Annotated in this window: 28 protein-coding genes; 18 read left to right on the top strand and 10 right to left on the bottom strand. The window is 62.9% G+C overall.

The window, feature by feature from the left end; all coding sequences use genetic code 11:
* The first annotated feature begins 5 nt into the window (after window positions 1–5).
* The 8 genes from BV071_RS23645 (at window position 6) to BV071_RS23610 (ending at window position 7,852) form a co-directional block, all read left to right on the top strand.
* Window positions 6–707 carry a TetR/AcrR family transcriptional regulator gene (locus BV071_RS23645; protein WP_035612371.1) on the top strand — a complete coding sequence of 234 codons (702 nt, stop codon included), beginning with the start codon at window positions 6–8 and terminating at the stop codon, window positions 705–707.
* Window positions 704–1,915, top strand: a complete 1,212-nt coding sequence (locus tag BV071_RS23640; RefSeq protein WP_035612370.1) for an SGNH/GDSL hydrolase family protein — start codon at window positions 704–706, stop codon at window positions 1,913–1,915. The genes BV071_RS23645 and BV071_RS23640 overlap by 4 nt, the downstream gene beginning before the upstream one ends.
* Entirely contained in the window at window positions 1,912–3,252 is a 1,341-nt protein-coding gene (locus tag BV071_RS23635; RefSeq protein WP_052573799.1) for a cytochrome P450, read from the top strand. The genes BV071_RS23640 and BV071_RS23635 overlap by 4 nt, the downstream gene beginning before the upstream one ends.
* A gap of 128 nt (window positions 3,253–3,380) precedes the next feature.
* Window positions 3,381–3,950 (top strand): HD domain-containing protein, encoded by a 570-nt coding sequence (locus BV071_RS23630; RefSeq protein ID WP_265594791.1) that lies wholly within the window; start codon window positions 3,381–3,383, stop codon window positions 3,948–3,950.
* Between the two features lie 94 nt (window positions 3,951–4,044).
* Window positions 4,045–4,815, top strand: a complete 771-nt coding sequence (locus tag BV071_RS23625; protein ID WP_052573797.1) for an ABC transporter ATP-binding protein — start codon at window positions 4,045–4,047, stop codon at window positions 4,813–4,815.
* Between the two features lie 14 nt (window positions 4,816–4,829).
* Entirely contained in the window at window positions 4,830–6,449 is a 1,620-nt protein-coding gene (locus BV071_RS23620) for a hypothetical protein (RefSeq protein ID WP_035612363.1), read from the top strand.
* A gap of 21 nt (window positions 6,450–6,470) precedes the next feature.
* The gene (locus BV071_RS23615; protein WP_052573796.1) at window positions 6,471–7,316 is read left to right on the top strand and encodes a methyltransferase domain-containing protein; all 846 of its coding nucleotides are present in this window, start codon (window positions 6,471–6,473) and stop codon (window positions 7,314–7,316) included.
* A 98-nt stretch (window positions 7,317–7,414) separates the two neighbouring features.
* Window positions 7,415–7,852 (top strand): hypothetical protein, encoded by a 438-nt coding sequence (locus BV071_RS23610; protein ID WP_035612359.1) that lies wholly within the window; start codon window positions 7,415–7,417, stop codon window positions 7,850–7,852.
* A gap of 51 nt (window positions 7,853–7,903) precedes the next feature.
* Here the strand turns inward: BV071_RS23610 and BV071_RS23605 are convergent, their stop codons facing one another.
* On the bottom strand, window positions 7,904–8,221 hold the full coding sequence (locus BV071_RS23605; protein ID WP_035612357.1) for an EF-hand domain-containing protein: 318 nt from the start codon (window positions 8,219–8,221) through the stop codon (window positions 7,904–7,906).
* A 62-nt stretch (window positions 8,222–8,283) separates the two neighbouring features.
* Between BV071_RS23605 and BV071_RS23600 the strand changes: the two genes are divergently transcribed.
* The gene (locus BV071_RS23600) at window positions 8,284–8,766 is read left to right on the top strand and encodes a 23S rRNA (pseudouridine(1915)-N(3))-methyltransferase RlmH (RefSeq protein WP_265594790.1); all 483 of its coding nucleotides are present in this window, start codon (window positions 8,284–8,286) and stop codon (window positions 8,764–8,766) included.
* A gap of 65 nt (window positions 8,767–8,831) precedes the next feature.
* Here BV071_RS23600 and BV071_RS35665 read toward each other — a convergent pair whose 3' ends face one another.
* The 4 genes from BV071_RS35665 to BV071_RS23585 form a co-directional block, all read right to left on the bottom strand.
* Window positions 8,832–9,011: a hypothetical protein gene (locus BV071_RS35665; RefSeq protein WP_265594789.1), complete on the bottom strand. Its 180-nt coding sequence runs from the start codon at window positions 9,009–9,011 to the stop codon at window positions 8,832–8,834.
* A 1-nt stretch (window position 9,012) separates the two neighbouring features.
* Window positions 9,013–9,210, bottom strand: a complete 198-nt coding sequence (locus BV071_RS23595) for a hypothetical protein (RefSeq protein WP_035612355.1) — start codon at window positions 9,208–9,210, stop codon at window positions 9,013–9,015.
* Between the two features lie 82 nt (window positions 9,211–9,292).
* Complete coding sequence (locus BV071_RS23590; protein ID WP_035612353.1) at window positions 9,293–10,099, bottom strand: hypothetical protein; 807 nt, start codon at window positions 10,097–10,099, stop codon at window positions 9,293–9,295.
* Between the two features lie 54 nt (window positions 10,100–10,153).
* Window positions 10,154–10,948, bottom strand: coding sequence for a hypothetical protein (locus BV071_RS23585; protein WP_035612351.1), 795 nt, complete (start codon window positions 10,946–10,948; stop codon window positions 10,154–10,156).
* A 147-nt stretch (window positions 10,949–11,095) separates the two neighbouring features.
* Between BV071_RS23585 and BV071_RS23580 the strand changes: the two genes are divergently transcribed.
* A complete protein-coding gene (locus tag BV071_RS23580) occupies window positions 11,096–12,835 on the top strand; it encodes an ABC transporter ATP-binding protein (RefSeq protein WP_035612349.1) in 1,740 nt (579 codons plus the stop codon).
* A 66-nt stretch (window positions 12,836–12,901) separates the two neighbouring features.
* Entirely contained in the window at window positions 12,902–13,309 is a 408-nt protein-coding gene (locus tag BV071_RS23575; protein ID WP_035612347.1) for a DoxX family protein, read from the top strand.
* 4 nt (window positions 13,310–13,313) lie between these two features.
* On the opposite strand, the gene BV071_RS23570 is transcribed toward BV071_RS23575, so the two are convergent.
* Window positions 13,314–13,910, bottom strand: coding sequence for a DUF3267 domain-containing protein (locus BV071_RS23570; protein ID WP_035612345.1), 597 nt, complete (start codon window positions 13,908–13,910; stop codon window positions 13,314–13,316).
* 107 nt (window positions 13,911–14,017) lie between these two features.
* Between BV071_RS23570 and BV071_RS23565 the strand changes: the two genes are divergently transcribed.
* From BV071_RS23565 to BV071_RS23555, 3 genes are read left to right on the top strand one after another with little or no spacing between them, the layout of a single operon-like run.
* The gene (locus BV071_RS23565; RefSeq protein WP_265594788.1) at window positions 14,018–15,895 is read left to right on the top strand and encodes a hypothetical protein; all 1,878 of its coding nucleotides are present in this window, start codon (window positions 14,018–14,020) and stop codon (window positions 15,893–15,895) included.
* Window positions 15,896–15,901: 6 nt separating this feature from the next.
* The gene (locus BV071_RS23560) at window positions 15,902–17,506 is read left to right on the top strand and encodes a hypothetical protein (protein WP_035612341.1); all 1,605 of its coding nucleotides are present in this window, start codon (window positions 15,902–15,904) and stop codon (window positions 17,504–17,506) included.
* Window positions 17,507–17,548: 42 nt separating this feature from the next.
* Complete coding sequence (locus BV071_RS23555; RefSeq protein ID WP_265594787.1) at window positions 17,549–18,703, top strand: TlpA disulfide reductase family protein; 1,155 nt, start codon at window positions 17,549–17,551, stop codon at window positions 18,701–18,703.
* A gap of 87 nt (window positions 18,704–18,790) precedes the next feature.
* On the opposite strand, the gene BV071_RS23550 is transcribed toward BV071_RS23555, so the two are convergent.
* The gene (locus tag BV071_RS23550) at window positions 18,791–19,555 is read right to left on the bottom strand and encodes a GYF domain-containing protein (protein ID WP_035612337.1); all 765 of its coding nucleotides are present in this window, start codon (window positions 19,553–19,555) and stop codon (window positions 18,791–18,793) included.
* 143 nt (window positions 19,556–19,698) lie between these two features.
* Here BV071_RS23550 and rpmB point away from each other — a divergent pair, with 143 nt between their 5' ends.
* The 4 genes from rpmB (at window position 19,699) to BV071_RS23530 (ending at window position 21,599) form a co-directional block, all read left to right on the top strand.
* Window positions 19,699–19,962, top strand: a complete 264-nt coding sequence (rpmB, locus tag BV071_RS23545; RefSeq protein WP_035612473.1) for a 50S ribosomal protein L28 — start codon at window positions 19,699–19,701, stop codon at window positions 19,960–19,962.
* A 234-nt stretch (window positions 19,963–20,196) separates the two neighbouring features.
* Window positions 20,197–20,544: an aspartate 1-decarboxylase gene (locus BV071_RS23540; RefSeq protein ID WP_035612335.1), complete on the top strand. Its 348-nt coding sequence runs from the start codon at window positions 20,197–20,199 to the stop codon at window positions 20,542–20,544.
* 166 nt (window positions 20,545–20,710) lie between these two features.
* Window positions 20,711–21,019, top strand: a complete 309-nt coding sequence (locus BV071_RS23535; protein ID WP_052573795.1) for a hypothetical protein — start codon at window positions 20,711–20,713, stop codon at window positions 21,017–21,019.
* A gap of 205 nt (window positions 21,020–21,224) precedes the next feature.
* On the top strand, window positions 21,225–21,599 hold the full coding sequence (locus BV071_RS23530; RefSeq protein WP_035612334.1) for an NADH-quinone oxidoreductase subunit A: 375 nt from the start codon (window positions 21,225–21,227) through the stop codon (window positions 21,597–21,599).
* 27 nt (window positions 21,600–21,626) lie between these two features.
* Here the strand turns inward: BV071_RS23530 and BV071_RS23525 are convergent, their stop codons facing one another.
* From BV071_RS23525 to BV071_RS23515, 3 genes are all read right to left on the bottom strand, one after another.
* Complete coding sequence (locus BV071_RS23525; protein WP_265594786.1) at window positions 21,627–22,148, bottom strand: SMI1/KNR4 family protein; 522 nt, start codon at window positions 22,146–22,148, stop codon at window positions 21,627–21,629.
* Window positions 22,109–22,420 carry a hypothetical protein gene (locus tag BV071_RS23520; RefSeq protein ID WP_035612330.1) on the bottom strand — a complete coding sequence of 104 codons (312 nt, stop codon included), beginning with the start codon at window positions 22,418–22,420 and terminating at the stop codon, window positions 22,109–22,111. The genes BV071_RS23525 and BV071_RS23520 overlap by 40 nt, the downstream gene beginning before the upstream one ends.
* A gap of 102 nt (window positions 22,421–22,522) precedes the next feature.
* Window positions 22,523–23,944 (bottom strand): DUF1501 domain-containing protein, encoded by a 1,422-nt coding sequence (locus tag BV071_RS23515; protein ID WP_035612329.1) that lies wholly within the window; start codon window positions 23,942–23,944, stop codon window positions 22,523–22,525.
* Window positions 23,945–23,958 lie beyond the last annotated feature (14 nt).

The raw sequence follows: 23,958 nt of genomic DNA, 5'->3' as shown, positions 1-23,958 counted from the left end.
CCGCCATGCCCGTGCTCAAGGCCGATATTTCCGGGAAGCGCCTGCGCGAGCTCGCCGAGGCGGGCCTGCAAGTCTTCTGCCGCCAAGGCTTCGAGCGCTCCCAGATGGCGGACGTGGCGAAGGCCATGAAGGTGGCGGTCGGCACCGTATATCTTTACGTAGGGAGCAAGGAGGCGCTCTTCGATCTGGTGATCCGCTACGGCTCAAGCGCGGATGCCTCATGGCTCGACCAGCTCGAAATCCCCGTGGCCACCCCCGCCCCGGGCGCGACGATGGCCTACCTGAAGAAGGTCTTCGATGAAACCGAGTGGCCCTGCCTAGCCGCGGCGCTGGAGAAAAAGCGCGCGAAGGATCCCGCCGCGGAGTTGGCAGGTGTCCTGAGCGAGCAGTATGCGCTGATCCGCCAGCACCGCCGCGGCCTGCTCCTGCTCACACGCTCGGCAATGGAGTTTCCCGGCCTTGCGGAGGTCTTCGTCATGGGGCTGCGCAACAAGCTGTTGGAGCAATTGGTCCACTACATCCGCCTGCGGGCAGCCGCCGGACAATTCCGCTCCCCCGCCGATCCCGCCAGCACGGCCGCCCTCATGATCCAATCGATCACCTGGGCCAATCTCCAGCGACCTCTCGACCCCGGACTCGCCGCGCTCGACGAAGCCAGCTTCGAGCACTCCACCATCGAATTCCTCGTTCACGGACTTTTGCCATGAGATCCCTGCTACTTCTCCTCGCCACCGTCAGCCTCGCCCACGCCGAATACGCGCTGCGCGATGGCGACACCCTCGCCTTCCTCGGTGACAGCATCACCGCCGCCCGCGGCTATACCAAGGTCGTGGAGCATTACACGCTGATGCGCTACCCCGATCGCAAGGTCCGCTTCGTGAATGCCGGCCAAGGCGGCGACACCGCCAATGGCTGCCTGCAACGCCTGGAGCGCGATGTCTTCGCCAAGGGCGCGACGGTGGTCACCGTGGCCTTCGGCATCAACGACATCGGCTGGGGCACCAAGGCCGACGACGAGCACAAGAAGCTCTACCTCGACGGCATCCGCACGATCATCGCGCGCTGTAAGGAGAAGAAGGTCCGTCCAATCATCTGCTCACCCGCCATCACTGCGGAGGGGCCCGATACCGCCGAGAAAGGCTACCTGCAGACGATGACCGATGAGGGCCTCGCACTCGCCAATTCGCTCGGCGCGGAAACGATCGATCTCCAGCGCGGCATGCGCGAGGTGCAGCGTCGCGTGCTGGATCACAACAGCAAGGCCAAGCCCGAGGACCAAGTGAAGATGCACGTGAAGGATGGCATCCATCTCGAAGATCTCGGCCAGATGGCGATGGCCTATGCGATGATCAAGGGCCTCGGAGCACCGGAAGATGTTTCTTCAGCGACGCTGGATCCAGGCGCGCTTAAGGCGGAGACCCAAGGCTGCGCGGTCTCCGCGATCGAAGCAAAGGACGGAGGCCTGTCCTTCACGCGCCTCGATCAGGGACTGCCCGTCAACTTCGGCCCCTTCACCGGCCTGCAGTATCGCTGGATCTCGATCCCCGAGGGCATCAACCGCTATCAGCTCGCGGTGAAAAATCTTCCCGCGGGGGAATACCAGATCACCGTCGATGGCCGTGACGTGGGCAAGGAAAATGCGGAGAGCCTGAGCCGCGGCGTGAACATCGCCTCCAAGACCGGCAGCGGCTGGTTCCCCGGCGGCCCTTGGGACGCCCAGTCCTGCGTGGTGAAAGAGCTCGTGGATGCGCGTGACAAGCTCAGCGAAGCAAAACGCCTCCAGGGTGAACTCCTCGCTGTGCAAGGCGACGCCATCCCCAAGGAGATCACCAAGCAAGACGATCTTCTGGTCGAACTCCAACGCCAGGCCGCCAAGCCCCGCCCTTATCACTTCACCATCACTCCGGTCAAATGATCACGCTCGCTCCTCAAGTCACCGAGCCCCGTCACTGGTTGATGGGGCCTGCCCGTTACATGCGCGAGAATCCCATCAAGTGGATTCCCCAGTGGACCAAGGAATACGGCGATCTCTTCACGATCAGCTCACGCCTCGGCGGAGTCACCGTGGTCGCAAACCCGGAACTCGCCCGCCAAGTCCTGGCGGAGCGATACAACCACTACTTGGAGAAGAGCCGCTCCTACGTGGTGCTCCGGATCCTAATGGGCAATGGACTGGTCACCAGCTCCGGCGAGTTCTGGCGCGGCCAGCGCAAGCTGACCCAGCCCGCCTTCCACCGCCGCCGACTGGACGCGATCTTCGCCATGATGGTCGAGCGCTCGCGGGCCTACGCCAACCGTCTCAACTCGCAGCAAGGCGAGCTCGATATCGCGCCGCTCTTTTCCCAGCTCACGCTGGAGATCATCTCGCGGGCGATGTTCAGCACGGACGTGGATGCCAGCGCCGGTGAGGTTGGCCGCCACATCGCCACGCTGAATGAGACCGCGCTCAAGATGCTGTCGCAGCCCTGGCGCTTCTTCCTGCCGCGCAGTTTCCCCACGCCCTTCACCAAGGTCGAGTATGGTGCCCGGGCCGCGCTGGATGCCACCGTCCACGGTATCATCGAGCGCCGCCGCAAGGGTGGCGAGGACCACGATGACTTGCTCTCGATGTTCCTCTCTGCCTGCGACGAGGAAACCGGCAAGGGCATGAGCAATACCCAGCTCCGCGACGAGGTCATGACCATGTATGTGGCAGGCCATGAGACCACCGCCAACGCCATGACCTGGCTCCTCCACCTGGTCTCCAAGCAACCGGAGATCGAGGCCAAGCTGTTGGAAGAGATCGACGCCGCGGGCGACGCCCTCGAAACCGGCAATCTCGCCGCCTTCCCCTACACCAAGCGGGTGATTGAGGAATCCCTGCGCCTCTACCCAACCATCTGGTCGGTAGGCCGCTGCTGCGTGAAGGAGGATGATCTCGGCGGCTACCACATCCGCCGCGGCACGAATCTGATCATCCCGATCATCCACTTCCACCGCAGCGAGCAGTGGTGGGACGAGCCGCTCAAGTTCGACCCCGACCGTTTCCTGCCCGAGCGCCGCCCAGCACCGGAGATCTACATGCCCTTCGGCGCCGGCCCACGCACCTGCATCGGCAACCAGTTCGCCCTGCAGGAGCTGGTGGTCATGACCGTGGTGTTCTTGAAGCAGCTGCGCTTCCGCCCGGCTCCAGGCTTCGAGGTCGTGCCCGATCCGCTGATCACGCTGCGGCCGAAGGGCGGGATGCGGCTGAAGGTCGAAGAGAGGAAATGACGAATGCCGAATTTTCGAATGCCGAATGAGGCAGAGATCGGAACGAGGCCGGGCACCCGTCCTCCTCTTATCCCGCCCTCCCAAACACTTCATTCGACATTCGCGAATTCGGCATTCTGAATTCCCCCGTGCTCGACTCCGCCCTGCAGTTCATCCTCGAATGTGACAAGCTCAAAGCCATCGAGCGTCGCTCTCGCCCGGTCGGCATGAGCCGCCGCGAAAACTCCGCCGAGCATAGCTGGAGCCTCGCACTCGCAGCAATGACCCTCGGCCCGGCCATCGATCCTACCCTCGACCTGCTGCGAGTGCTGAAGATGCTGATCCTCCACGACATCGTGGAGATCGATGCCGGCGACACCTTCTGCTACGCTGACCAAACCGGAAAGGCCGAGCGCGAGCAGGCCGCCGCGGACCGCATCTTCGGCATGCTCCCAGCCGAACGCTCCGCCGAGTTCATGGCCCTGTGGCATGAGTTCGAAGCGGGTAACACGCCCGAAGCCAGCTTCGCCAACGCCTTGGACCGGGTAATGCCCATCATCCAAAACCACGCCAATCAAGGCGCAAGTTGGCTCGAGAACGATGTGCGTGCGGAACAAGTGCTGGCACGGGCGGAATTCATCCGCGGACCCTATCCGGCTTTGATGGCACACATCGAGGCGGCAGTGGCCTCCGCGCTTGAAGCGGGATGGCTAAAGTAGCCGCTCTTGCCCGCCTACATTCTCCCTTCAAATTTGGAATTTGGAAGTTCCGGGCTGCCGGGTTTAAGTCCCCTGCGGCATTCGCCCCTCCCTTGTGATTTCGATTCAACGTCTCACCAAGCAATTCGGCCCTCAGACCGCCGTCGACGCGCTCTCGCTCGAAATTCCCGCCGGCCAAATCGTCGGCCTTCTGGGCCCGAATGGCGCGGGCAAGTCGACCACCCTCAAGATGCTCACCGGCTTGCTGATCCCGACTTCGGGCACAGCCACGATCTGCGGTCACGACCTGCTGAAGGAACCGATGGAGGTGAAGCGCAATGTTGGCTTCGTGCCGGACTCCGGCGCGGTCTTCGAGTCGCTCACCGGCCTTGAGTACCTTGAGATGGTCGCAGCCCTCTACGGCATCCCTCCTGAGTCCGCCCGCGAGCGCATCCGCCAGTTCATCGCTTTCTTCGACCTGAGCTTCGAGACGCTCACCGACAAGCTGCTCGGCGCCTACTCGAAGGGGATGCGCCGCAAGGTCGTCATCACCGCCGCCCTGCTCCACAATCCGCCGGTCGTGTTCTTCGACGAGCCCCTCGACGGGCTGGATGCCAATGCCGCGGTCGGCTTCAAGGCCTTGATCCAGACTCTCGCCCGCGAGGGCAAGGCGATCGTCTACAGCTCGCACATCCTCGATGTGGTAGAGCGCGTCTGCGACCGCGTCATCATCATCGACAAGGGCAAGCTGCTGGTGGATGGCGCACCGGCGGAACTGGTTGCCGCGCACCGCGCCAAGAGCCTGGAACAGCTCTTCACCAGCCTCACCGGCGGCCATGACCTGGAACAGAAGGCGGAGGACTTCGCGAAAACCTTCCGCCCCTGACACCACGCCACGTGATGAGCAGCCCCGTCCCCTCCCAAGCCAAAACCCTGCAGCGCCTCTACCTGGCGCTCTTCCTGCGCGGCCGTGGCGCGCGGGGTCTGCGCAAAGACCAAGCCCCGCGATCGATCGCACAAAAGCTGTGGGGCACCATCGCGCTCTACGTCATGGTCGGCATGATGGCCCTCACCTTCGTGGGACAAGGAAGCTTCCTGCTATCCTTCTACCTGCACGGCTCCACGCTGCTCTTCCTGGGCATGTTCATCGCCACCTCGGCCGGCGAGATCCTCTTCAACAAGGATGAGGCCGAGATCCTGCTGCACCGGCCGATCGAGCCACGCACCTTGCTCTGGGCCAAGGTCACGGTCCTGATGCGTGTCTCGCTCTGGATCGCCTGCGCCTTCAATCTCGCCGGTGCCATTGCCGGCAGCGTGACGGCAAAGGGGGCGCCCTTCTTCGCGCCGGTGCATTTCGTCTCGATCTGCATCTCCGCGCTCTTCTGCGCTGGCAGCGTGGTCCTGCTCTATCAGCTTTGCCTGCGTTGGTTCGGCCGCGAGCGCCTGGATAACCTGATGACCACTGCCCAAGTCCTGCTAGCGGTGGTGATCGTGGTGGCCAGCCAAATGGTACCGCACTTGGTACTCGGCATGAAGGGCCGCATGGACCCGCTGGTGGGCAAGCCCTGGCTCTCCCTCCTGCCGCCAGCCTGGTTTGCCTCGCTGGATGAAGTATTGCTGGGCCGCGGCAATACCACCCATTTCATGATGGCCGGCATCGGCGTCCTGGTTACGGCCACCGTCCTGATCCTCGCCTTCGGCCGCATGGCCCGCGCCTATGAGGAGGGCTTGCAAACCTTGGCCGAGAGCCGCCCCCGCGCGCCGCACAAGGAAAGCCAGCCCGGCAAGCGCCGGCTGCTCGATCGACTCACATCCGCACCACCGCTGGTTTGGCTGCTGCGGGATCCGGTGACCCGCGCGTCCTTCCGCCTCTGTGCCGCCTACCTGCTCCGTGACCGCGATATGAAGCTGCGGCTCTATCCGGGCATGGCACCGATGCTAGTCATGCCGGCGATGTTCATGTTCCAAGGCATGAAGGACCACTCCGGGGCACCGTGGGGTGTGGCCCTGGCGGCGGGATATCTCGGCATGATCCCCATGATGGCGATGACCATGCTCCAGTTCTCCCAGCACTGGCAGGCTGCCGACCTCTATCGCCTGGCGCCGGTAACCGGACCGGGACCTTTCATCCACGGCGCGATTCGGGCGGTGACGATCCTGCTGGCACTGCCCGCCATGCTGCTGCTGGTGAGCGTCACCTGCCTTTTCCCGAATGGATTCGAAAAGCTCCTCCTGATCCTGCCCGGAGTGATCGCCATGCCTTTCTTCGCGATGGTTCCCGGCGCGCTGGAAAAATGCGTGCCGCTCGCCAAGCCCACCGAAGAAGCCAAGTCCGCCTCCCGCGGTGGCATGATCTTCCTGCTGATGATCGTCTCGATGATCGTCCCCGCGCTGGCCACTGGTGCGCAAATGGTGAACCTGCTGCCGCACTTCCTGCTGCTGGAGACCTCAGTGGTGATCGCCGCTTGCTGGCTGCTCAAGCTCCTGATCGACCGCAAGCAGTGGGATCCGCTGGAGTAGCCCTTCCCCCTTCCCTCACGCGTGCTACCCTCCCGCGTGATCAGCGCCGCCACCACCGGGGAAGCCGTTGCCTCCCACTACGACGAACTCGATCCCTACTACCGCTCGCTGTGGGGTGAACACGTCCACCACGGGCTATGGGAGACCGGCCGCGAATCCCCGCAGCAAGCGGTGCTCGCCATGAGCCACCTGGTCGCCGCGCGTGCAGGAATCCGTCCCGGCCAGCGCGTCTGCGACGTCGGCTGCGGCTACGGTGGCACTGCCCGCCTGCTGGCGGAAGAATACGGCGCTCAGGTCACGGGCGTGACGGTCTCACCACGCCAGTATGAAGGCGCCCTCGCCCAAGGCGGCGACAATCCCCGCTTCCTCCTGCGCGATTGGATGGAGAATGACTTCCCCGACCAAGCCTTCGACGCCGTCATCGCGATGGAGAGCACCGAGCATCTGCCCGACGTCGCCTACGGAATCCGTGAGATGGCCCGCGTGCTCACCCCCGGTGGTCGCCTGGTCATCTGCGCGTGGATGGTCGGCCCCGATCCCGAGCCATGGGAAACCAAGCACCTGCTAGAACCGATCTGCCGCGAGGGCTGCCTGGTCGGCATGGGCAATGAAACCGACTACCGGGGATGGCTTTCCGCCGCAGGACTCACCCTCGAAAGCGCAGAAGACCTCAGCGACAAGGTTCGCCGCACCTGGCCGATCTGCATCCGCCGCACCATCGCCGGCTTCTTCACCGATCCCGCCCTACGCCGCTATCTCCTCCAGGATCACGCCCGCAACCGGGTCTTCGCGCTCACCCTCGCCCGCATCTGGCTGGCCTATCTAACTGGAGCCATGCGCTACGTGGTCTTCACCGCGGTGAAATAGCGGCGGATTCTCCCTCACGAATTCACACCTCCTTCATCCCATCGGCTTTCCGGCCACCCAATCTGGCCTCACCTTCCGGTCACCCGGCACTTCTTCTCATGACCCTAACGGAATTCCTCGCTCCCGTCCTGCGTCTGATCGGAGCCTGCCTGATCGCCCAATCCTTCTCCCACATTCATCTCTACCGGCGCCTCAAATGGACGGAGGAGGCCGCAAAGATGACGCCCTTCAGCGCGGCGGTCTTCCACGTCCACATCTTCTTCGTCTGCCTGGTACTGGTAATGATGGGCCTGCCGATGATGATCGATCCCGGCCTGCTCTTGGAAAAAACCAAGGCCGGTGCATGGGCCGCCTGGATGCTCTGCGCCTTCTGGGCGACCCGCCTCTACTGCCAGTGCTTCACCTATGACCCCTCTTGGTGGAAGGGCCAGAAGTTCGAAATGGCGATGCACCGGCTCTTCACCGTCATCTGGGCCATCCTCACGATCATCTTCGGCCTCTGCGGCGCGATCCAGACGGGCTGGCTCAAAGCCTGACGCCATCGCACCACCGCCTAGCGGCAGTCCGATGGATGACCGGTGATTTCTTCAATGGATCTGCGGCACCGGCTGGCTCAGCACCCGCTCGGCTTCCCAGTGCGAAATCGAGCCGTCTTTGGTCACGTCGTAGTACTTCATCACCGCGTCGAGCTCCTTCGCATCCACACCCTGCACCCCGGTCTCCTTGATCCCCTGCTCGATCTCCTTGCGGGTCAGCAGGCCATTGCCGTTGTAGTCAAAGCGGTCGAACTTCTCGAGTAAGGCCATCATCTTGCGGCCTTGGGCAGCTTCCGAGTTCGGATCCTGGTGCGGGGCGCAATTGGCAAGGAACAGCAGCGGCAAGAACGACAGCGACAGGTATTTCATCCGCCGCCTATCTCTCCTGAAAGCCACCGCGCCGACAAGAGGGAAAGGAAAGCGAATCCCCATTGACGCCAGCCGCCACCGCGCCGGATGGTCGCGCGGTGCAGGTCCGTATTCTCGCCGCCGGCAAGCCCGCCTTGGCCTATGCCAAGAGCGGCGTGGAGGAATACCTCAAGCGCCTGACCCGCTACGGCACCTACAAGCTCGAGTATCTCAAGGGCGGTGATTCCGAAAGCGTCTCCGCCGCCCTGCTCGAGCGCTCGGTTGGCTGCCACCGCATCGCCATGGACGAGCGCGGCGAGATCCTCGGCACCAGCGCATGGGCGGAGAAGATCGCAGCGTGGGAGATGCGCGGCGACATCAAGACCCTCTGCATCCTGATCGGCGCCTCCGACGGCCACACCCCGGCACTGCGCCAAGCCTGCGACGCCGTGTGGTCGCTCTCCAAGCTCACGCTCCAGCACGAGCTGGCGCTGGTGGTCCTGTTAGAGCAGCTCTATCGGGTGGCCACCTTCCGGCGCGGTGAGCCGTATCACCGGGAAGGCTAGCGAGTTTCCGAAATCGGCATCCCCCCGCCGAAACGGCGCAGCCGTTCCGCTACGAGAGGGAAAACTTAGCGCCGCGGTTGCTGCGGCATCCCGCTCAGCGGGCCGGCACCCTGACCGGGACCCGGCTGGCTCCACGAGTGGGTGGACTTATCCGATACTGGACCCTGCGGCTTCTTCTCAGTCGCGCAGGACACCAATCCAGAAGCCAGCAGCGCCGCCCCCAAAATGACCAAGCTGCGGCTCATGTTAGCGGCGCGGGGTGTTCGGCAAGGCCCCGAAGGCACCACCACCTTGGCCGGGAACCGGCTTGTTCCAAGGAATTTGGCTGGAGGTGTTTGGCGGCGGCACCGCCTTGCGGGTCTGCTCCTCTTCATCCCCGGTCTTGCAGGAAGACAGGGGCAACACGGTGGTGGCCAAAATAACAGTCGCCAGTAGGAAGCGCATGCCCGGAACATAAAAAAGCCTCCGCGGCTTGCAAGCACGCGGAGGCGGGAAAAACAGCAGCAGTCGCTGAAATCGGCTCGACTCAGTTGGTGGCCGGCTCGGCGAGGATCACCTCGTCGCCAGGCTGGATGCGGGCACCCGGGGCCAGCGTGTCCTTGTCGATCTCGGCGATCGTCTGGGATGGCTCGATCGAGGACGGATTGATCTTGGCGATCAGGCGGCCGTTGCGCTTCACCAGCAGCTTCGTCTGCGGGGTGAAACCCTTGGTGCTGCCAGCGCTGATGATCACGAAGCCCCAGTCCTCGTTGACTGCGCTGACGGTGGCCTGCATGGCGTTCTTGCCAATCCGCGAGTCGCGGGAGGAATCGCGCTCACCCAAGCGGCCGATTTCGTCCTGGTTGCTGGCAACATTCTTCTCAAGCACCGCGATCGCGTTCTTCAGCTCGTCGAGTTGCTTTTGCTTGGCCGCTTGCTCCGCCTTCAGTTCCGCGATCTTGGCCGGCACTTCGTCGATGCTGTTCAAGCCACCGCCCTTGAGGATCTCGTTGATCTTCTCGCGGACCTTCTCCAGTTCGCCCATCTTGGTCTTCTGGGCTTCGATCTTGCCATTCAGCTCGGCGATGTCGCGGGCCAGCTTCTTACCGGCCGATTGCGCCTGGGAAATGTTCTGGGTGGTCGTGGACTTATCCGCATTCGCTTCCGTGAGCTTGGTCTGCTCGGCGTCAAGCTCGTCGGACTTGGTCTTGATCTTGCCGTTCAGCGAGGCGGTTTCAGTTTCAGCCGCTTCGCGTTGCGACTTCTGGGCTTTGAACTTATCTACGTTCTGAAAAGAGAAGAACGCAGCCGCTCCGATGACCAGGAGCGAGAGGGCATAGAAAATTGATTTCATCTCGGGGCTTTAGAAAGGTTTTAGGACTGCTCTCGAATCTTCCGTGCGGCTGGATTAGCGGGCAGGAGCGGGGGAAGCGGTGGCAGCCGATCCCGGCACCACGCGGTCACCCACCATCAGCGTGGTGTCCTGCGCAAGGGAGTCCGGCACGATTTCGGCAGCGGCACGGCCGGCTTCCACCGAGCTGACCCGCAGCTTGGCGACCACCGCGCCATCGCGCACCACGTCCAGAGAAGAACCGGAGACCACCCCGGAACTGTTGCCGATCGGCAGGGTAACAAAACCGTAAGCCGGGTAGATGGCGCTGATCCGGGTGCCTGCGAAGAAGGAACGCTTGTTGGCGTAGTTCTGGTTCTTGTCGCTATAGGCCTTGATCACCCCTTCGGTGCGGGCCTTATCCGCGGTCAGGTCGGCGATCTTCGCATCGGAGGCTGCGATGTCGGTCGTGAGCTCTTCCAACGAGCCCTTCAACGTGTTGATCGTGGCCACCAGATCTTCAATCGGACCGATCTCCTTGAGCTGCTCTTCGATCTCGGTGATCTTCTTGGCGTTCGCGCCTTCCTCGCTGGCCTTCGCGTCCTTCTCGGAGGTCAGCTTGTCGTTCTTGGCGTTCTCCGCGAGCAAGTTCTGCTTCAGATCAGCCGTTTCCTTCTCGACGTTGATCCGCTCTTCGTTGGTCGCCTTGTACTTGTTGGTCACGTCCTCCAGCTTGCTTTTAGCAGTAGCCTGCTTTTCTTCAGCCGTGATGCGGTGTTTGATTTCGGCCTCATACGCATCCTTGTTTTTCATGGCAAGGAAGCAGGCGGCGGCGAGTGCGATGGCACTGAGAATGGCAAATACGTTGGCCATGGGGTTTTGTCAGGTGACGGTTGGGTCTTGTTTTCTTGTTCTAAGGCGCAAAGTAGGGACGCCCCATCGGCCCCGGCAACACCAAATTTCGCGATTGTGTCACGTGGATTTACAAAGGATGGACACCGCAGCACCCTAGATCGTTCGATGAGTTCCATACCCCGCGTTTTTTCCTATCTCCGCCATTATCCGGGCCTTGCGACTGCCCAGATGGCCTGCGCGCTGGGCATGACCCTGGCCGTATTCGTCTTCCCGAACGCCAGCCGGATCGTTCTGGATGACATTATTCCCAACCCCGCCCGGCACGGCGAGTTCACCTTCTGGGTGGTCATCTCCTTGCTCGGTTTCCTCCTCAAGGACGGCCTCAATTCACTCCGCATCTTCGTCAATAACACCTTCGAACAGAAGGTGATCTACGATATCCGGGAGGACCTCTACTCGAAAATCCAACAGCTTCCCCTGCGCTGGTTCGACACCCGCCGCACCGGCGACGTCATGACCCGGGTGGTCGAGGACGTCACCAATATGGAGCGGGTCCTGATCGACGGCATCGAGCAGGGTCTGGTTGCCGCCCTCCAAGTCATCGGAGTCGGCATTTTCTTGTTTTATATGAATCCGACGGTGGCCTGTGCCGCCACCTTGCCCGTCCCCCTCTTGGCCTTGGGGGCCTGGATCTATTCGACACGGGGCCGCGACCGCTATCGCAACCAGCGTGACGCGTCCTCGGACCTGAACGCGATCCTGCACGACAACATTTCAGGGATCCGCCAGATCAAGGCCTATGCCGCCGAGGGTCCGGAGCTGGACCGCTTCAACCGCTACTCCGAGGCCCTGCGCCGCGTTACCCTGCGGATGATGAAGTGGTGGGCCATTTACTCGCCGCTGATGTCCTTCGTCCGCATGTCGGGCTACGTCCTCGTCCTCTTTTTCGGTGGTTCGGCCGTGATGAGTGGTGACCTGAGCATCGGCAAGTTCTTCGCTTTCTACCTCTCCCTCTCGCTCTTTTACGAGCCGATCGACCGCCTGAACGGCTTGAACCAGATGATCCTCTCCGGCCGCGCTGCTGCCGACCGGGTCTTCGAGATCCTGGACTCCGAGGTCGAACCGAATGCCACCGAAGGGGCCGAACTGCCCGCCCAAATCCGCGCCCACGTCCGTTTCGACGGCGTCTCCTTCGCCTATGGCGAACAGCCGACCCTTCATGAGGTGGATCTGGAGGCAAAGCCCGGCCAGACGGTTGCCCTCGTCGGCTCGACCGGGGCGGGCAAATCGACCGTGCTCTCGCTGCTGACCCGCTTCTACGAGCGCGACAGCGGCGCGATCACCATCGACGGGATCGACATCGCCACCCTCTCCAAGCAGTCCCTCCGCGACCACCTCGGCTACGTGACCCAGGAGCCCTTCCTCTTCAATGGCACGGTCCGTGAAAACCTGGCCCTGGCCAAGCGCGAGGCCAGCGACGCCGAGATGTGGTCCGCCCTCGACGCCGCCCACGCCGACAAGTTCGTACGCGCCCTGCCCCAGCAACTCGACACCAACGTCGGCGAGCGCGGGGTGAAGCTCTCCGGCGGTGAGAAGCAGCGCCTTTCGATCGCCCGCGCCCTGCTCAAGAACGCCCCCATCCTCTTGCTCGACGAGGCCACCGCCTCGGTCGACAGCGAGACCGAGCGCCAGATCCAGGACGCGCTCGACCACCTGATGCAGAACCGCACCGCCTTCGTCATCGCCCACCGCCTCTCTACCATCCGCAATGCAGATATCATCTACGTCCTCGAAAAGGGCCGCGTGATCGAGCAAGGCACCCATGAAGAACTCTGGGCCAAGGGCGGGAAGTATGCGGAGCTGTGCCGGAAGTCCTTCCTCAACCAGGAGCCGCTTCCAGCCTGAGCGCGCCCGCGTCCTTGCCTGTCATTCGACGTTCGATGTTCGATGTTCGGTGTCTGCTCTTTCTCAATGAAGTCCTTCCTCCAGCTCAAATTCCTCCCTGCCAATCCCGGCTTCGCGCTCTTCCTCCTGCGCGTCTGGCTCGGCCTTTCCATTTTCGTTCTTCATGGCCTCCCGAAGCTCCAGAAGGTCCTGAATCACGACTACAATTTCGGTGATCCGATCGGCATCGGCCGCAAGGGAACCCTCTTCCTGGCGGTCTTTGTCGAGGTCGGCTGCGGGCTTTGCCTGGCCCTCGGCCTCATGGGGCGGCTGGCGGCGTTGCTGCTCGCCATCACCATGGGCGTCGCCTTCGTCCAATACCATCACATGAGCCTCGGCGATCCGCCGAATGGCGAACTGGCCTACATCTATCTCGCCGGCTTCCTCACGATTGTCCGCGCTGGCACCGGGAAATACGGGATCGACCGCGGCTGACGGCTCATCGCGGCTTCCAGTAGCTGCGCCACCCCTTGTTCCGGACCAGTGCCTCGCGCGGCACTTGTAACAGGATCAGAGCGAAGCCGACGCAATCACCGCAGGCAAAGAAGGCATTCCACGCCGAGAACCATGCCGCCGCCGGACGCATCCCGGAGGGCAGTATCCCGCTGGCGGCCAAGGCAAGCGGCAGAACCGTAATCACCAGAAAAGGCATCGCGAACACCGTCAGAAAGCGGTTCCGCGCCAGCGCCCCGGCATAGTGGGCATAGAATATCATGCGGCTCGGCCAGACGCCGATGACCGATTCAGGAGCGCTTCCCCACCCCGGATGGACCGCGGCATGGAGGAGTTCGTGGACCACGATCAAGATCGGGAAGGACAGCATCACGAGTCCGATCTCTCCCCACAGACCCACGCCCCGGAAGTGCATCCCCGGTGCAGCTCCGAGCTGTGCCCACGCGAACAAAGTCAGGGCCGCACAGAGAATCCCCACCGGCAGGGCCATCAATTGCAGTCCGAAGGGCCCCGGCTCACGAATCGACCGCCAGGACTCGTCCGGCTCGAAGTCTTCGGGAATCGCCCCGTGGTGGAGTCGCATGGGTTTCAATGCTTCACGAAAACCGCGGATCCTGCCATCCGCGATTCTGGCGGCTTGCCGAACTTTCGGAGTTTCCCTCCCGTCTCTCCGCCGCCATCTTCCCGCCGATGTTGCCGCCGCGCTTCCTCTGGCTCCTGCTGCCGCTCTCCTGCTGGTGCGGATACATGACCGCCCCGCGACCCGCGCTGAAGGGGAACGGCAGCCAAGCGGGAGATGCCGTCGCTCCCACGGCCGACCCGCAGGTGCTGGCATGGAGCGCGGAACTCGCCAAGGCCACCGCTCCGAGCTTGGAAAAGGAGCTACTGGCCCTGCTCGCCCAGCCCGACTCCCCGGAAAGAGCAAAGCGCATCAAGCTTATCTGCGCCCGCTGGGCCGAGCTGGATCCGACTGGCGCTCTCGCTTGGTGTGAGGCGAACAAGGAAGGCACGGAATTCATTCGCCTGCGTCTGCTGACCGAATGGGCCCTGCTCGATTCCGAGGCCGCGTGGAAAGCCATCCCGGACGGCAAAGAAGGCGAGAACCAGCGCTCCGGCATCACCTACGAGCTGCTGAACGAAGACCTGCCGACCTTCATGTGGTGGTTCCGCCAGGTGAAGCTCGTCAGCCCGGACAACAATCCAGCGTGGCTGCTCGTGGCGGAGCGCTACGAAAAGGATCTGCTGGAGATCGCCACCGAGCTCAGCCAGGCGCCGAACGGCAAGTATTATGCCCCGCGCATGTTTGAGCTGATCGCCCACGTGAAGGCATTGCGCGATCCGGCGGCTGCGCTCGAATGGGCATCCAAGCTCGAACCCGACAGTCTCCGCAAGACCGCCGTGTCTGCCGCCTTGGACGCTTGGGCTGAGAAAAGCCCTCGCGAAGTCTGGCAGCAGCTCGGCATCGCCAAGGGCCTCGACCGCTCGGCCGAATCAAAGGTCGGCCAAGCCGTCCTCGAGCGGATCGCCAAGGACGATCCGGCCGCCGCCATCGCTCTACTTCGCGAAGCCCCCGGGGTCGAAGCGCTGTCCCGCCGCAACGCGGTCGAGGCCGTGCGTGGGACCTTTCCTGCCCTCCTCGCCAGCGGCAAACTCAAGCCGCTGGATGCCTATCGCCTGATCGACTCGGTGAAGGGCGAGGGCTCCTACTTGCCTCTGAACACCATGAACGAGGTGTTCCGGGCCCTGCCCCCGGACCAGCTCGCAGGAGCGGCCAAGGCCATCGCAGCGGAGCCTCCGGGCGACTATCGCGGGGCAGCCTTGGGCAGCATCGCCAGCGCTTGGCTGAAGAAGGATCCGGAAGCGGCGCTCGCCTTCATCTCCACCATCCCGGACCCCGAACTGCGGGCGGACACCTATGCCGGGAGCTTCAGCCGGGCGGGAGGTGGCTATCTCGATCCGGAGCTATTCGGCCAAGCACTGGCAGACATTCCGCCCGCGGACCGGGCCAAGACCTTCGCCGACTACATGGGCCACTATGGCGACTATCTTCAGGGCACCGAATCCGCTGGCTGGGGTGGACCGAAGATTCAGCCGGAGCTGTTGGCACCGGCACTCATGGACTTGCCGCCTTCCGCGGAATGGAACCGCTCGGTCACCATCACCGCGCAGGAGTGGGGCAAGTCCGATCCTGCTGCCGCACTTGCTTGGGCGGATGGCCTGCGCGATCCGGCCGCCAAAAGCGCCGCCTACGCCGGGACCTTCGAGACTTGGGCCGCCCGGAAGCCGAACGAGGCCGCCGGCTGGCTAGCGGACAAACCCACCGGGCCGGAGCGCGATGCCGCCGCTCTGCCGGTCGTCAAAAATCTCATCCCGGCCGATGCCGAGATCGCCTGGGAATGGGCCGGCTCGATCGGTGATGCCGGGATCCGCCAGGAAGCACGGCTCGCCACACTCAAGGAGTGGGCCAAGCGCGATCCCCAAGCCGCCCAAGACGCCTACCACCAGATCTCCCGCAAGCTCTCCGCCACGGAGGCAGAGAAGTTGTCCGCCTGCCTCGGAGGCTCCTGAATCGAGATGAAATACCTGCTTCCGCTCCTCTGCTGCGTCGCGGTCTTCTTCGGCGGCCGCCAGTTCCGCATCATGCGAAGCTCCGCCGCCGCTTCCTCCCCTGCCCCTCAGGAAGTAACTGCGGCCGTCGCCACGAAGGAACGCGAGAACCTGCGCGGGCTGGCCCGCCAGACCCAGCGTCTCGCCAGCCAGCAATGCCACTCCGCTGCCGCCTTGGAGCACCTCTATCGCAGTGGCAAGCTGAACTCCGATCAACTCCGCCAAGCGATCGCCCAAGCCGCGGAGAAGGATCCGGCCGGGACTTGGGAGTGGCTGCAGGATCAGGGCTGGCACTGGGGGGAACTCTTGGAGCCCCGGCGCATCGTCTTTGACGCGTGGTTCAAGCAGGACCCCGCCGCCGCCGTGGCACGGCTCGATACCCTCCCGTCCTTCGAGGCCGGACAGTTGGTCGCCGGAGTGCTGGGCAAGGTCGCGAGTGACAATCCAGCGGAGGCCGCCGCGGCGCGCGCGCATCTCGACCAGCTGATGGATTTGCTAGGCAGCCAGCTCAGCCAGATCTCCTTCCCGGCGATCGACGCTCAAGGAGCAGCGCGGCTGCTCGCCCTGCCAGAGGGACTCTCGCGGGACCGTCTGCTCGGCAGCTTTGTGGCAAGCTGGATGGCAAAGGATCCGGCCGCAGCCGCCACCTTCCTCAAGGGCCAGCCTGCCGAGCTGCGCCAGCGCAGCATGGAGGCTCTTTCAAAGGTGGCTTTCCTCACGGGAGGGGGCGCAGAACTCCCCAAAGAGGCCCGCCAGCTCGCCACGGAATGGCTGCTCAAGGAAGCGCCGCTCACCCTCCGCATGCAGTTCGGCCCACGCCTGGCGGATGAGATGGCGAAGGATGATCCGGCAAAAGCCCTGAAATGGGCTGCGGAAAATCTCAGTGGCAAGTCGCTCGACGACGCCACGGGTAGCATCATCGGTCGCATCTTCACCGCGAATCCCGCGGACGCACGCGCCTTGGTCGAGTCCCTGCCGGAGGGCAAGCGCCGCACGTCTGCCGCCAGCAAGGTCGTCCAACAATGGGTCGCCAAGGAGCCCGAAGCGGCGATCACCTGGTGGCTCGAACACTCCGGCGGCGGGGCCACGCGCGACTACGATTCCCAGAGCGCGGCATCCACCATCGCGGGGATCTGGATGAACAAGAATCCCGATTCCTTCCGAGCTTGGTTCGCCAATCCGGACTCCCCGCAACTGCCGGTGCAGTTCCTCTACACCAACATGCGGACCCTCTTGAAAGACCGCGATGCGGGCTTGGACTGGATCGGTTCCCTACCCCCTGCCAACCGGACTGCGGTTCTCAGGATTGCTTTCGACCACCTCGCCATGGAAGCACCCGCGGATGCTGCCGCGACTTTTGACTCCCGGCCCGACTTGGCCACCGGTGATGGAGCCCGCATGATTGCTACCCGCTGGTATGCATCGAATCCGCAGAAGGCGATTGCTTGGGTCACCAACCTGCCATGGGGCGGACCCCGCGAGGCGGCGCTGGCTGGCCTGAAGAAGACAGCCGAGGCCCAAGCCCAGCGCGGTGGCACCATTCCCGAGGAATTGAAGGAACTCCTGCGCTGAAATCCCTTGATCCCGGAGGGCGGGCAGACGCAGCTTGTAGCCGTGAAAACGTCATACGCAGCAATCCTCCTCGCTCTCTCCACCACCGCCGCCTTCGCACAGAAGACGGGCGATACCGTCACCCCTGAGACCCTCGGCAAGATCGAGTGGGTCCGCGGTGAAGCCCCCAAGGCATGGGAGCCGGGCAAGGTCTATGTCTTGGAATGCTGGGCCACCTGGTGCGGCCCCTGCATCGCCGCCATCCCCCATGTGGATGCCCTCTACGACAAGTATCATGAGAAGGGCCTGAACGTCATCGGCGTGAACGTCTGGGAAGACGGCAAGGACAAGGTCGAAAAGTTCCTGAAGGACAAGGGCGACGGCATGTCCTATCCGGTGGCCTACACCGGCAAGGGCGGTGCCTTTGAAACCGAGTGGCTCAAGCCCGCCGATGTGAAGGGCATCCCGCACGCCTTCATCGTGAAGGACGGCAAGGTGGTCATGACCACCCACCCGGCACAGCTCACGGAAGAAACCATCGAAGGCCTGCTGGCCGGTGGCGACGCCCAGGAGAAGGTGCTCAACGAGATCAAGGTCAAGCAAGAGAACCAGCAGAAGATGAGTGCTGCTCTCCAAGCCTTCCAAGCGGCTTCCGCAGCCAAGGACGTGGCAGCCATGGAGAAGGCCAAGGAGGAGCTGGGCGCACTCGATCCCAAGAGCCCCTACGCCTCGATGATGGAGCTCGATCTGAACCTCGCGAAGGGTGAGTGGGACAAGGCTGAGAGTCAGCTTGGCAGCCTGCAGGGCAACCCGGTCGCCATGGCCATGGTCAGCAAGGCCGCCACGGCAGCCCTGAAGGACGATGCCCCGGCCGGCTTCCGCAAGACGGTGGCAACCCAGCTTTCCGACGTTCTCGGCCAGCAGAAGCAGCCCTTCCTCATGCCGACCCTGGCAAAGCTCCAATGGAAGCTCGGCGAGAAGGAAGCCGCTGTGACCACCTCCAAGCAGGCACTCGAAGACGCACGCGCGGTTGCCGCCAAGAGCCCGACCTACCCGGTACTGCCCTTCGAGCGCTTCTCCGCCGCCTTGGAAAAGGGCGAGATGCCGAGCGACGAGGACTTCAACAACTGGATGAAGGAAGCCCGCACGGCCGCTGCAGGCGCAGCAGCCGGCGGTGGCGCGGTGCCGGCCAAGAAGGTCGAAACCGGCAAGGAATAAGCGTCCTTCCGCCCGCTAACAGTTCCAAGCAACAGGTCCCGCGGGCAATCGCGGGGCCTGTTTTTTTGCCCTGTTAGCTCTGGAGCCTCAGCGGTCCGGAAGGGCCGACGAGCGCATCGCGTTGAACTGGCGCATCAGGTCCTCTAACATGCCTGATTTCTTCAGCTCTCCCAGCGAGCCGGCCAGCGCCATCCCACCAAGCACGACAGCCGCGAGCAGAGAGCCCCAGTAGAGGAAGGCCAGCAGCATGCCGATCGCGTCGAGCTTCTTCACGTTGGCGTAACCGGGAGGGCAGGCCAGACAGCGGAAGCCCAGCCAGAGATTCAGCAGCGGGATCAGGAAGCCGAGCACCCACCAGCCGCTCATCCCCACGTTCTTCAGGCGCTTGACCGTGCTCACCAGCACGATCAGGCCGGCCAAGGGGGCGGCAACCATCGGAATGAAGGGCTTCGCAGCCTCCGGCGCGTAGGGAGCAATGAATGTCGCAGCAAAGCTCCAGCCAAACAGGATCAGGCCTGGCACCACCACCACGCCCATGAGGTAGCCCAAGCGTCCGGTGCCCCCGGAGTGAGCCTTGGAGACGATCGGCGTAGCATTGTAGTCGCCGGTGGAGGCCATGGTGTCGGTCACTGCCATGGAGTCGAGATCGCGCTTCAGCGCGCGCCGCTCAAACAGCCCTTCCACATCGCCCGCCGGCTCCCAATCATTCAGGGCGGTGCTCCACACCAGATCATTGCGCGGGTCGAGCCTCCCGGTCTGGGAAAGCTCAATCAGGTAGTCGAAACCCACGGGACCAATCTTCTGGCCATCCGGGGTCGCGTAGAACCATTGTTGCTGGTCGCGGGCGATCACGGCACTTCGTGTATGCGAATTTTTTAGAAAAGTCAAACATCTGGCCGAAGGGCAAATGCATTTCGTTGAATTCTGCCTTGACGCCCCCCGGCCATCCGCCATCTTCCCCGCCCCGCGTCAGCAACCTTTTCCAATTTTTCACCATGGCCCGCGTCTGCAGCATCCGAGGAAGCCGAGTCCGTTCCGGCGGCAAAATCAACCGTTCCGGTCTCGCCAAGAAAAAGGGCGGTATCGGTCGCCACGTGACCAAGGTGGTGAAGCGCAAGGTCGCTCCGAACCTTCAGTCCAAGCGCATCTGGGTACCTGAGCTGAACCGCTGGGTTCGCCTGACCCTCAGCGCCAAGGCCATCAAGACCATCACCAAGAACGGCGCTCACGCGACGCTCAAGCAAGCTGGCCTGATCTAAGCAAGCTTTCCAAGTTTTCGTTACAGACGGCCCGGGGGAAACCCCGGGCCGTTCTTTTTTCCCCAGAGGGAGTCCTCTCACTACACCCCTGCGCGGCCCGCCTCATTTGAAGAAGCAGGCCGTGAGCGGTCGCTTGGAGGAGCCAAGTGGCGCTGACTCCGGTGCCAAGTGCTCACTTCTGCGCGGACTCCCTGCTTGACCCCGCCCCGCTCCCCCTTTTTCTTCCCGCCCGCCATGTTCCACCAGGTCCTCAAGTCCAAGCTCCACCGCGCGATGATCACCGCTGCGGATGTCGAATACGAAGGCAGCATCGAGATCCCGACGGATCTGATGGACGCCGTGGGCCTCTGGCCGGGCGAAAAGGTCTTGGTGGCCTCCATCACCAGTGGCAACCGCTTGGAGACCTACGTGCAGCCCGGGCCCGCCGGAACCGGCCACATCATCATCAATGGCGGAGCCGCCCACCGCATTAAGAAGGGTGAGCGCGTCGCGATCATGGCTTTTGGCATTTCGCAGACACCCGTGCTTGCCAAGAAGGTCGTCCTCGACGAAGAAAATCGTATTCTGCGCGACGGCCGCTAGGCAAAATTACGCATCTTAGCGATTGAAACGTGCGGGATCTCACACAGCGCCATTGAATTGTATATCAATTTAAAAATTTTTACTTGAGTTTCCTTAAGGTTTTTTTTCAATGCACGACCTTTTTGGGGTCGCGCAAGTGGCATTCTGCTGCTATGATTGCCGCGCTATGGCAACCACCACGAAACGCACCCGGTTTTCACGCCGGCTTCCCGATCACGTAACGGATGAACTCTGCAACGTCCTCGCGGAAGACAAGGTGTTTGGCTTCAATGATCTGTTCGAACGGGTGTTCGACAATCTCAAGGTCCGCAATGCCGTAAGCGGTGGCGAAGAGATGCTTCGCTTGCGCGCCTACGAGAAACTTCAGAACCTGGTGACCCGCGGTCTGGTCGAAAAGATCGGCAAGGAATACAAGGGCACCAAGCGTGTCCACGAAGCCTCGAGCGAATATCTCGCCCAGCAGCAGGAAGATTGATTGATGCCAAGGCGGCACCACCCAGGTGCCGGTTTGCCTCCCATTTCGAAAGGCCCGCACCGGATCCCGGTGCGGGTTTTTCATTTCCAGGTAGGAGGCCCCGCTGGTGGGGCGGATAGGTCCTATGAGACCCATGGGACCTATTTCTCGCGGGGCGGATTTTTTGCTCCCCAGGGGCCTCCCCACTTCTTAAGACCACGCCCGGATGTCCTCGCAGTTCCTTCCCGTCTTTGTGCAGATCCTGGTGGCTATCGGCTTCGCGGCCGTGAGCCTGACCCTGAGCGTGCTGCTCGGCAAATCCGCGCGGACGAACAAGATCAAGGACAGCGCCTACGAGTGCGGCATGCTGCCAATCGGTGAAGGCGCACCGCGCTTCTCGGTGAAGTTCTACTTGGTGGCGATGCTCTTCGTGATCTTCGACATCGAGGTCGTCTTCATGTATCCGTGGGCCGTCCAGTTCCGCGATCTCGTGGCCGGCGGCAATGCGGTGCCGCTGCTTTCGATGGCGGGCTTCGCGGGGATTCTGGCCTTCGCTTACGTCTATGCGCTCAAGAAGGGCGCGCTGAGCTGGCGGAATTGATTGGCGCGCGGGATCCCGCCGTCTCAATCAAGGCAAGGCTTTCATTCGGAGAAAGCTCTCAAGCCACACGTCGAAACCGGGCGACTCCTCGCTGATCGTCACGTAGTCGTGATCGAAAACATGGACCGGCGAATCGTCGGGTCTCACATCGTGAACTTCGCGGCGAAAGCCGAAGACGTTTCCACCGCTGTCCATTGCGATTGCGACCAAATCCTCCTTCATCCCGCCCTCCCAGTAGGCCCGAGTAGTTCCGATGATCTCAGCCGCTGGAAGGAAATCGTTGATGTCAAAACTCGCGCCTTCGGGCGGAATCTCCGCCTCGCCTCCGGTTACAAGGTCTAGAAGTCCCGGCGTGCGGATCGCGCCATAACGGCTCACGAACTCAAGGTAGCTTGCCGGAAAGACCACCCCCAAGTCAGACTCAATCGCTGCAATATCTTCCGCCGTGAAAGGCTCGCGATTGCCCGTCGCAAACGATTCGACAAAGGCCTGCTGGATCTCTGCTCGGCTCATCTGCTCGAATTCACTAGAGCCTTCGCCAATTTCCAAGCCTCTTCGATGCGCCTGCAAGCACGCTCATGCCGAGACACCTCATCATCGGCCTGCTTGTCAGAATATGAGCGGGTGTAGCTATCGTTGAGGCTACCCATGCCGCCGAAGGAGCCGAGGAAGCTCTGGATCGCTTCGACATCTCCCTGCTCTAGATCCTCTGCATTCCTTTTAAGCGAAGCGGCCCAGTGCTCGTCACCCAGTTGCTCAAGCAAAGTTGCGGCCTCACGCAGAGTCCGGACGAGTTGCTTCACGGCTTGGGTCGCATGCATGGGACCGAGATTCTCAATTGGGCCACCCTGAGAAGCTTCCAGACAAGGCGCGCCACCAGAACAGCTTCGTCCGCACAGAGGACTGTGCGGACTACTTCGGCTTCACGCGATGATGTCCCGCACCACCTTGCCGTGGACATCCGTGAGGCGGAAGTCGCGGCCGGAGTAGCGGTAGGTGAGCTTTTCGTGATCGAAGCCCAGCAGATGCAGCATGGTGGCGTGGAGGTCGTGCACGTGCATGGGCTTCTCCACGGCCCGGAAGCCGAACTCGTCGGTCGCGCCGTGGATGTGGCCGCCCTTCACGCCGCCACCGGCCATCCAGACGGTGAAGCCGAAGTGGTTGTGGTCGCGACCCTTCATGACGCCGGCATTTGAACCGGCCTGCGGGAGTTCGACGGCGGGGGTGCGGCCGAACTCGCCGCCCCAGAGGACCAGCGTTTCGTCCAAGAGGCCGCGCAGCTTGAGATCGGTGAGGAAGGCGCCGATGCCTTGATCACACTCCTTGGCGAGGCGGCGGTGATCCTCGATATCGTCGTGGCTGTCCCATGGCTGGCCATTGCCATGCCAGAGCTGGATGTAGCGCACGCCGCGCTCCAACAAGCGCCGGGCCATCAAGCACTGACGGGCGAAGGCACCGGGGCCATACATGTCGCGCACATGCTGCGGCTCCTTGGTGACGTCGAAGGCATCGGTCGCCTCGCTCTGCATGCGGTAGGCGAGCTCGAAGCTGCGGATGCGGGCCTCGAGCTGGGGATCGTGATCGTGCGAAGCAAGGTGGCGCTCGTTGAGCTGGCGCAGGAAGGCGAGCTGGTGGGCTTGGCGGGAATCGCGGGCGCCGGGGTTGCGCAGGTTCTCGATCATCTTGTCCACCTGCTCGATCGAGCTGTCGAGATAGGTACCCTGGAAGTTTCCAGGCAGGAAAGCGGAGCGCCAGTTCTCGGCGCGCTTAATCGGCATGCCGCCCGGACACATCGAGACGTAGGCTGGCAGGTTCTCGTTTTCGCTGCCGAGACCATAGCTGACCCAGGAACCCATCGAGGGCCGCGGCAGGCGTCCATCACCGCAGTTCATGAGCATCAGAGAAGGCTCATGGTTCGGCACGTCCGCGGTCATCGAGCGGATCACGCAGAGGTCATCGGCATGCTTCGCGGTGTGCTGGAAGAGTTCGCTGACCTCGAGGCCGCATTGGCCGTAGCGCTGGAACTCGAAGGGCGTGCGCAGTGCCGCTCCGGTCGGACGCTCGGTCTTCATGGTCTCCAGCGGCATAGTCTTGCCGTGGAATTCCTGGAGCTTCGGCTTGCGGTCGAAGGTATCCACCTGCGAGGGCCCGCCATTCATGAAGAGGTGCACCACCCGTTTGGCCTTCGGCGCGAAGTGCGGCTCGACCAGTTCTGACGACATCCCGGAAGCACGGCCGCTCATCAGCCCGCCCAGCGCCATCGCACCGAAGCCCATGCCGCAGCGATTCAGGAAGTCGCGGCGATCAAGGACGATGTCGTTGGCGGTGATGCGGTGGTGGGACATGCGGGGACTTTGGT

Source organism: Haloferula sp. BvORR071 (genome assembly GCF_000739615.1).
Lineage (GTDB): Bacteria > Verrucomicrobiota > Verrucomicrobiia > Verrucomicrobiales > Akkermansiaceae > Haloferula.
The sequence above is the reverse complement of the archived record's forward strand: the minus strand, read 5'-3'. Positions and strand labels throughout refer to the sequence as shown.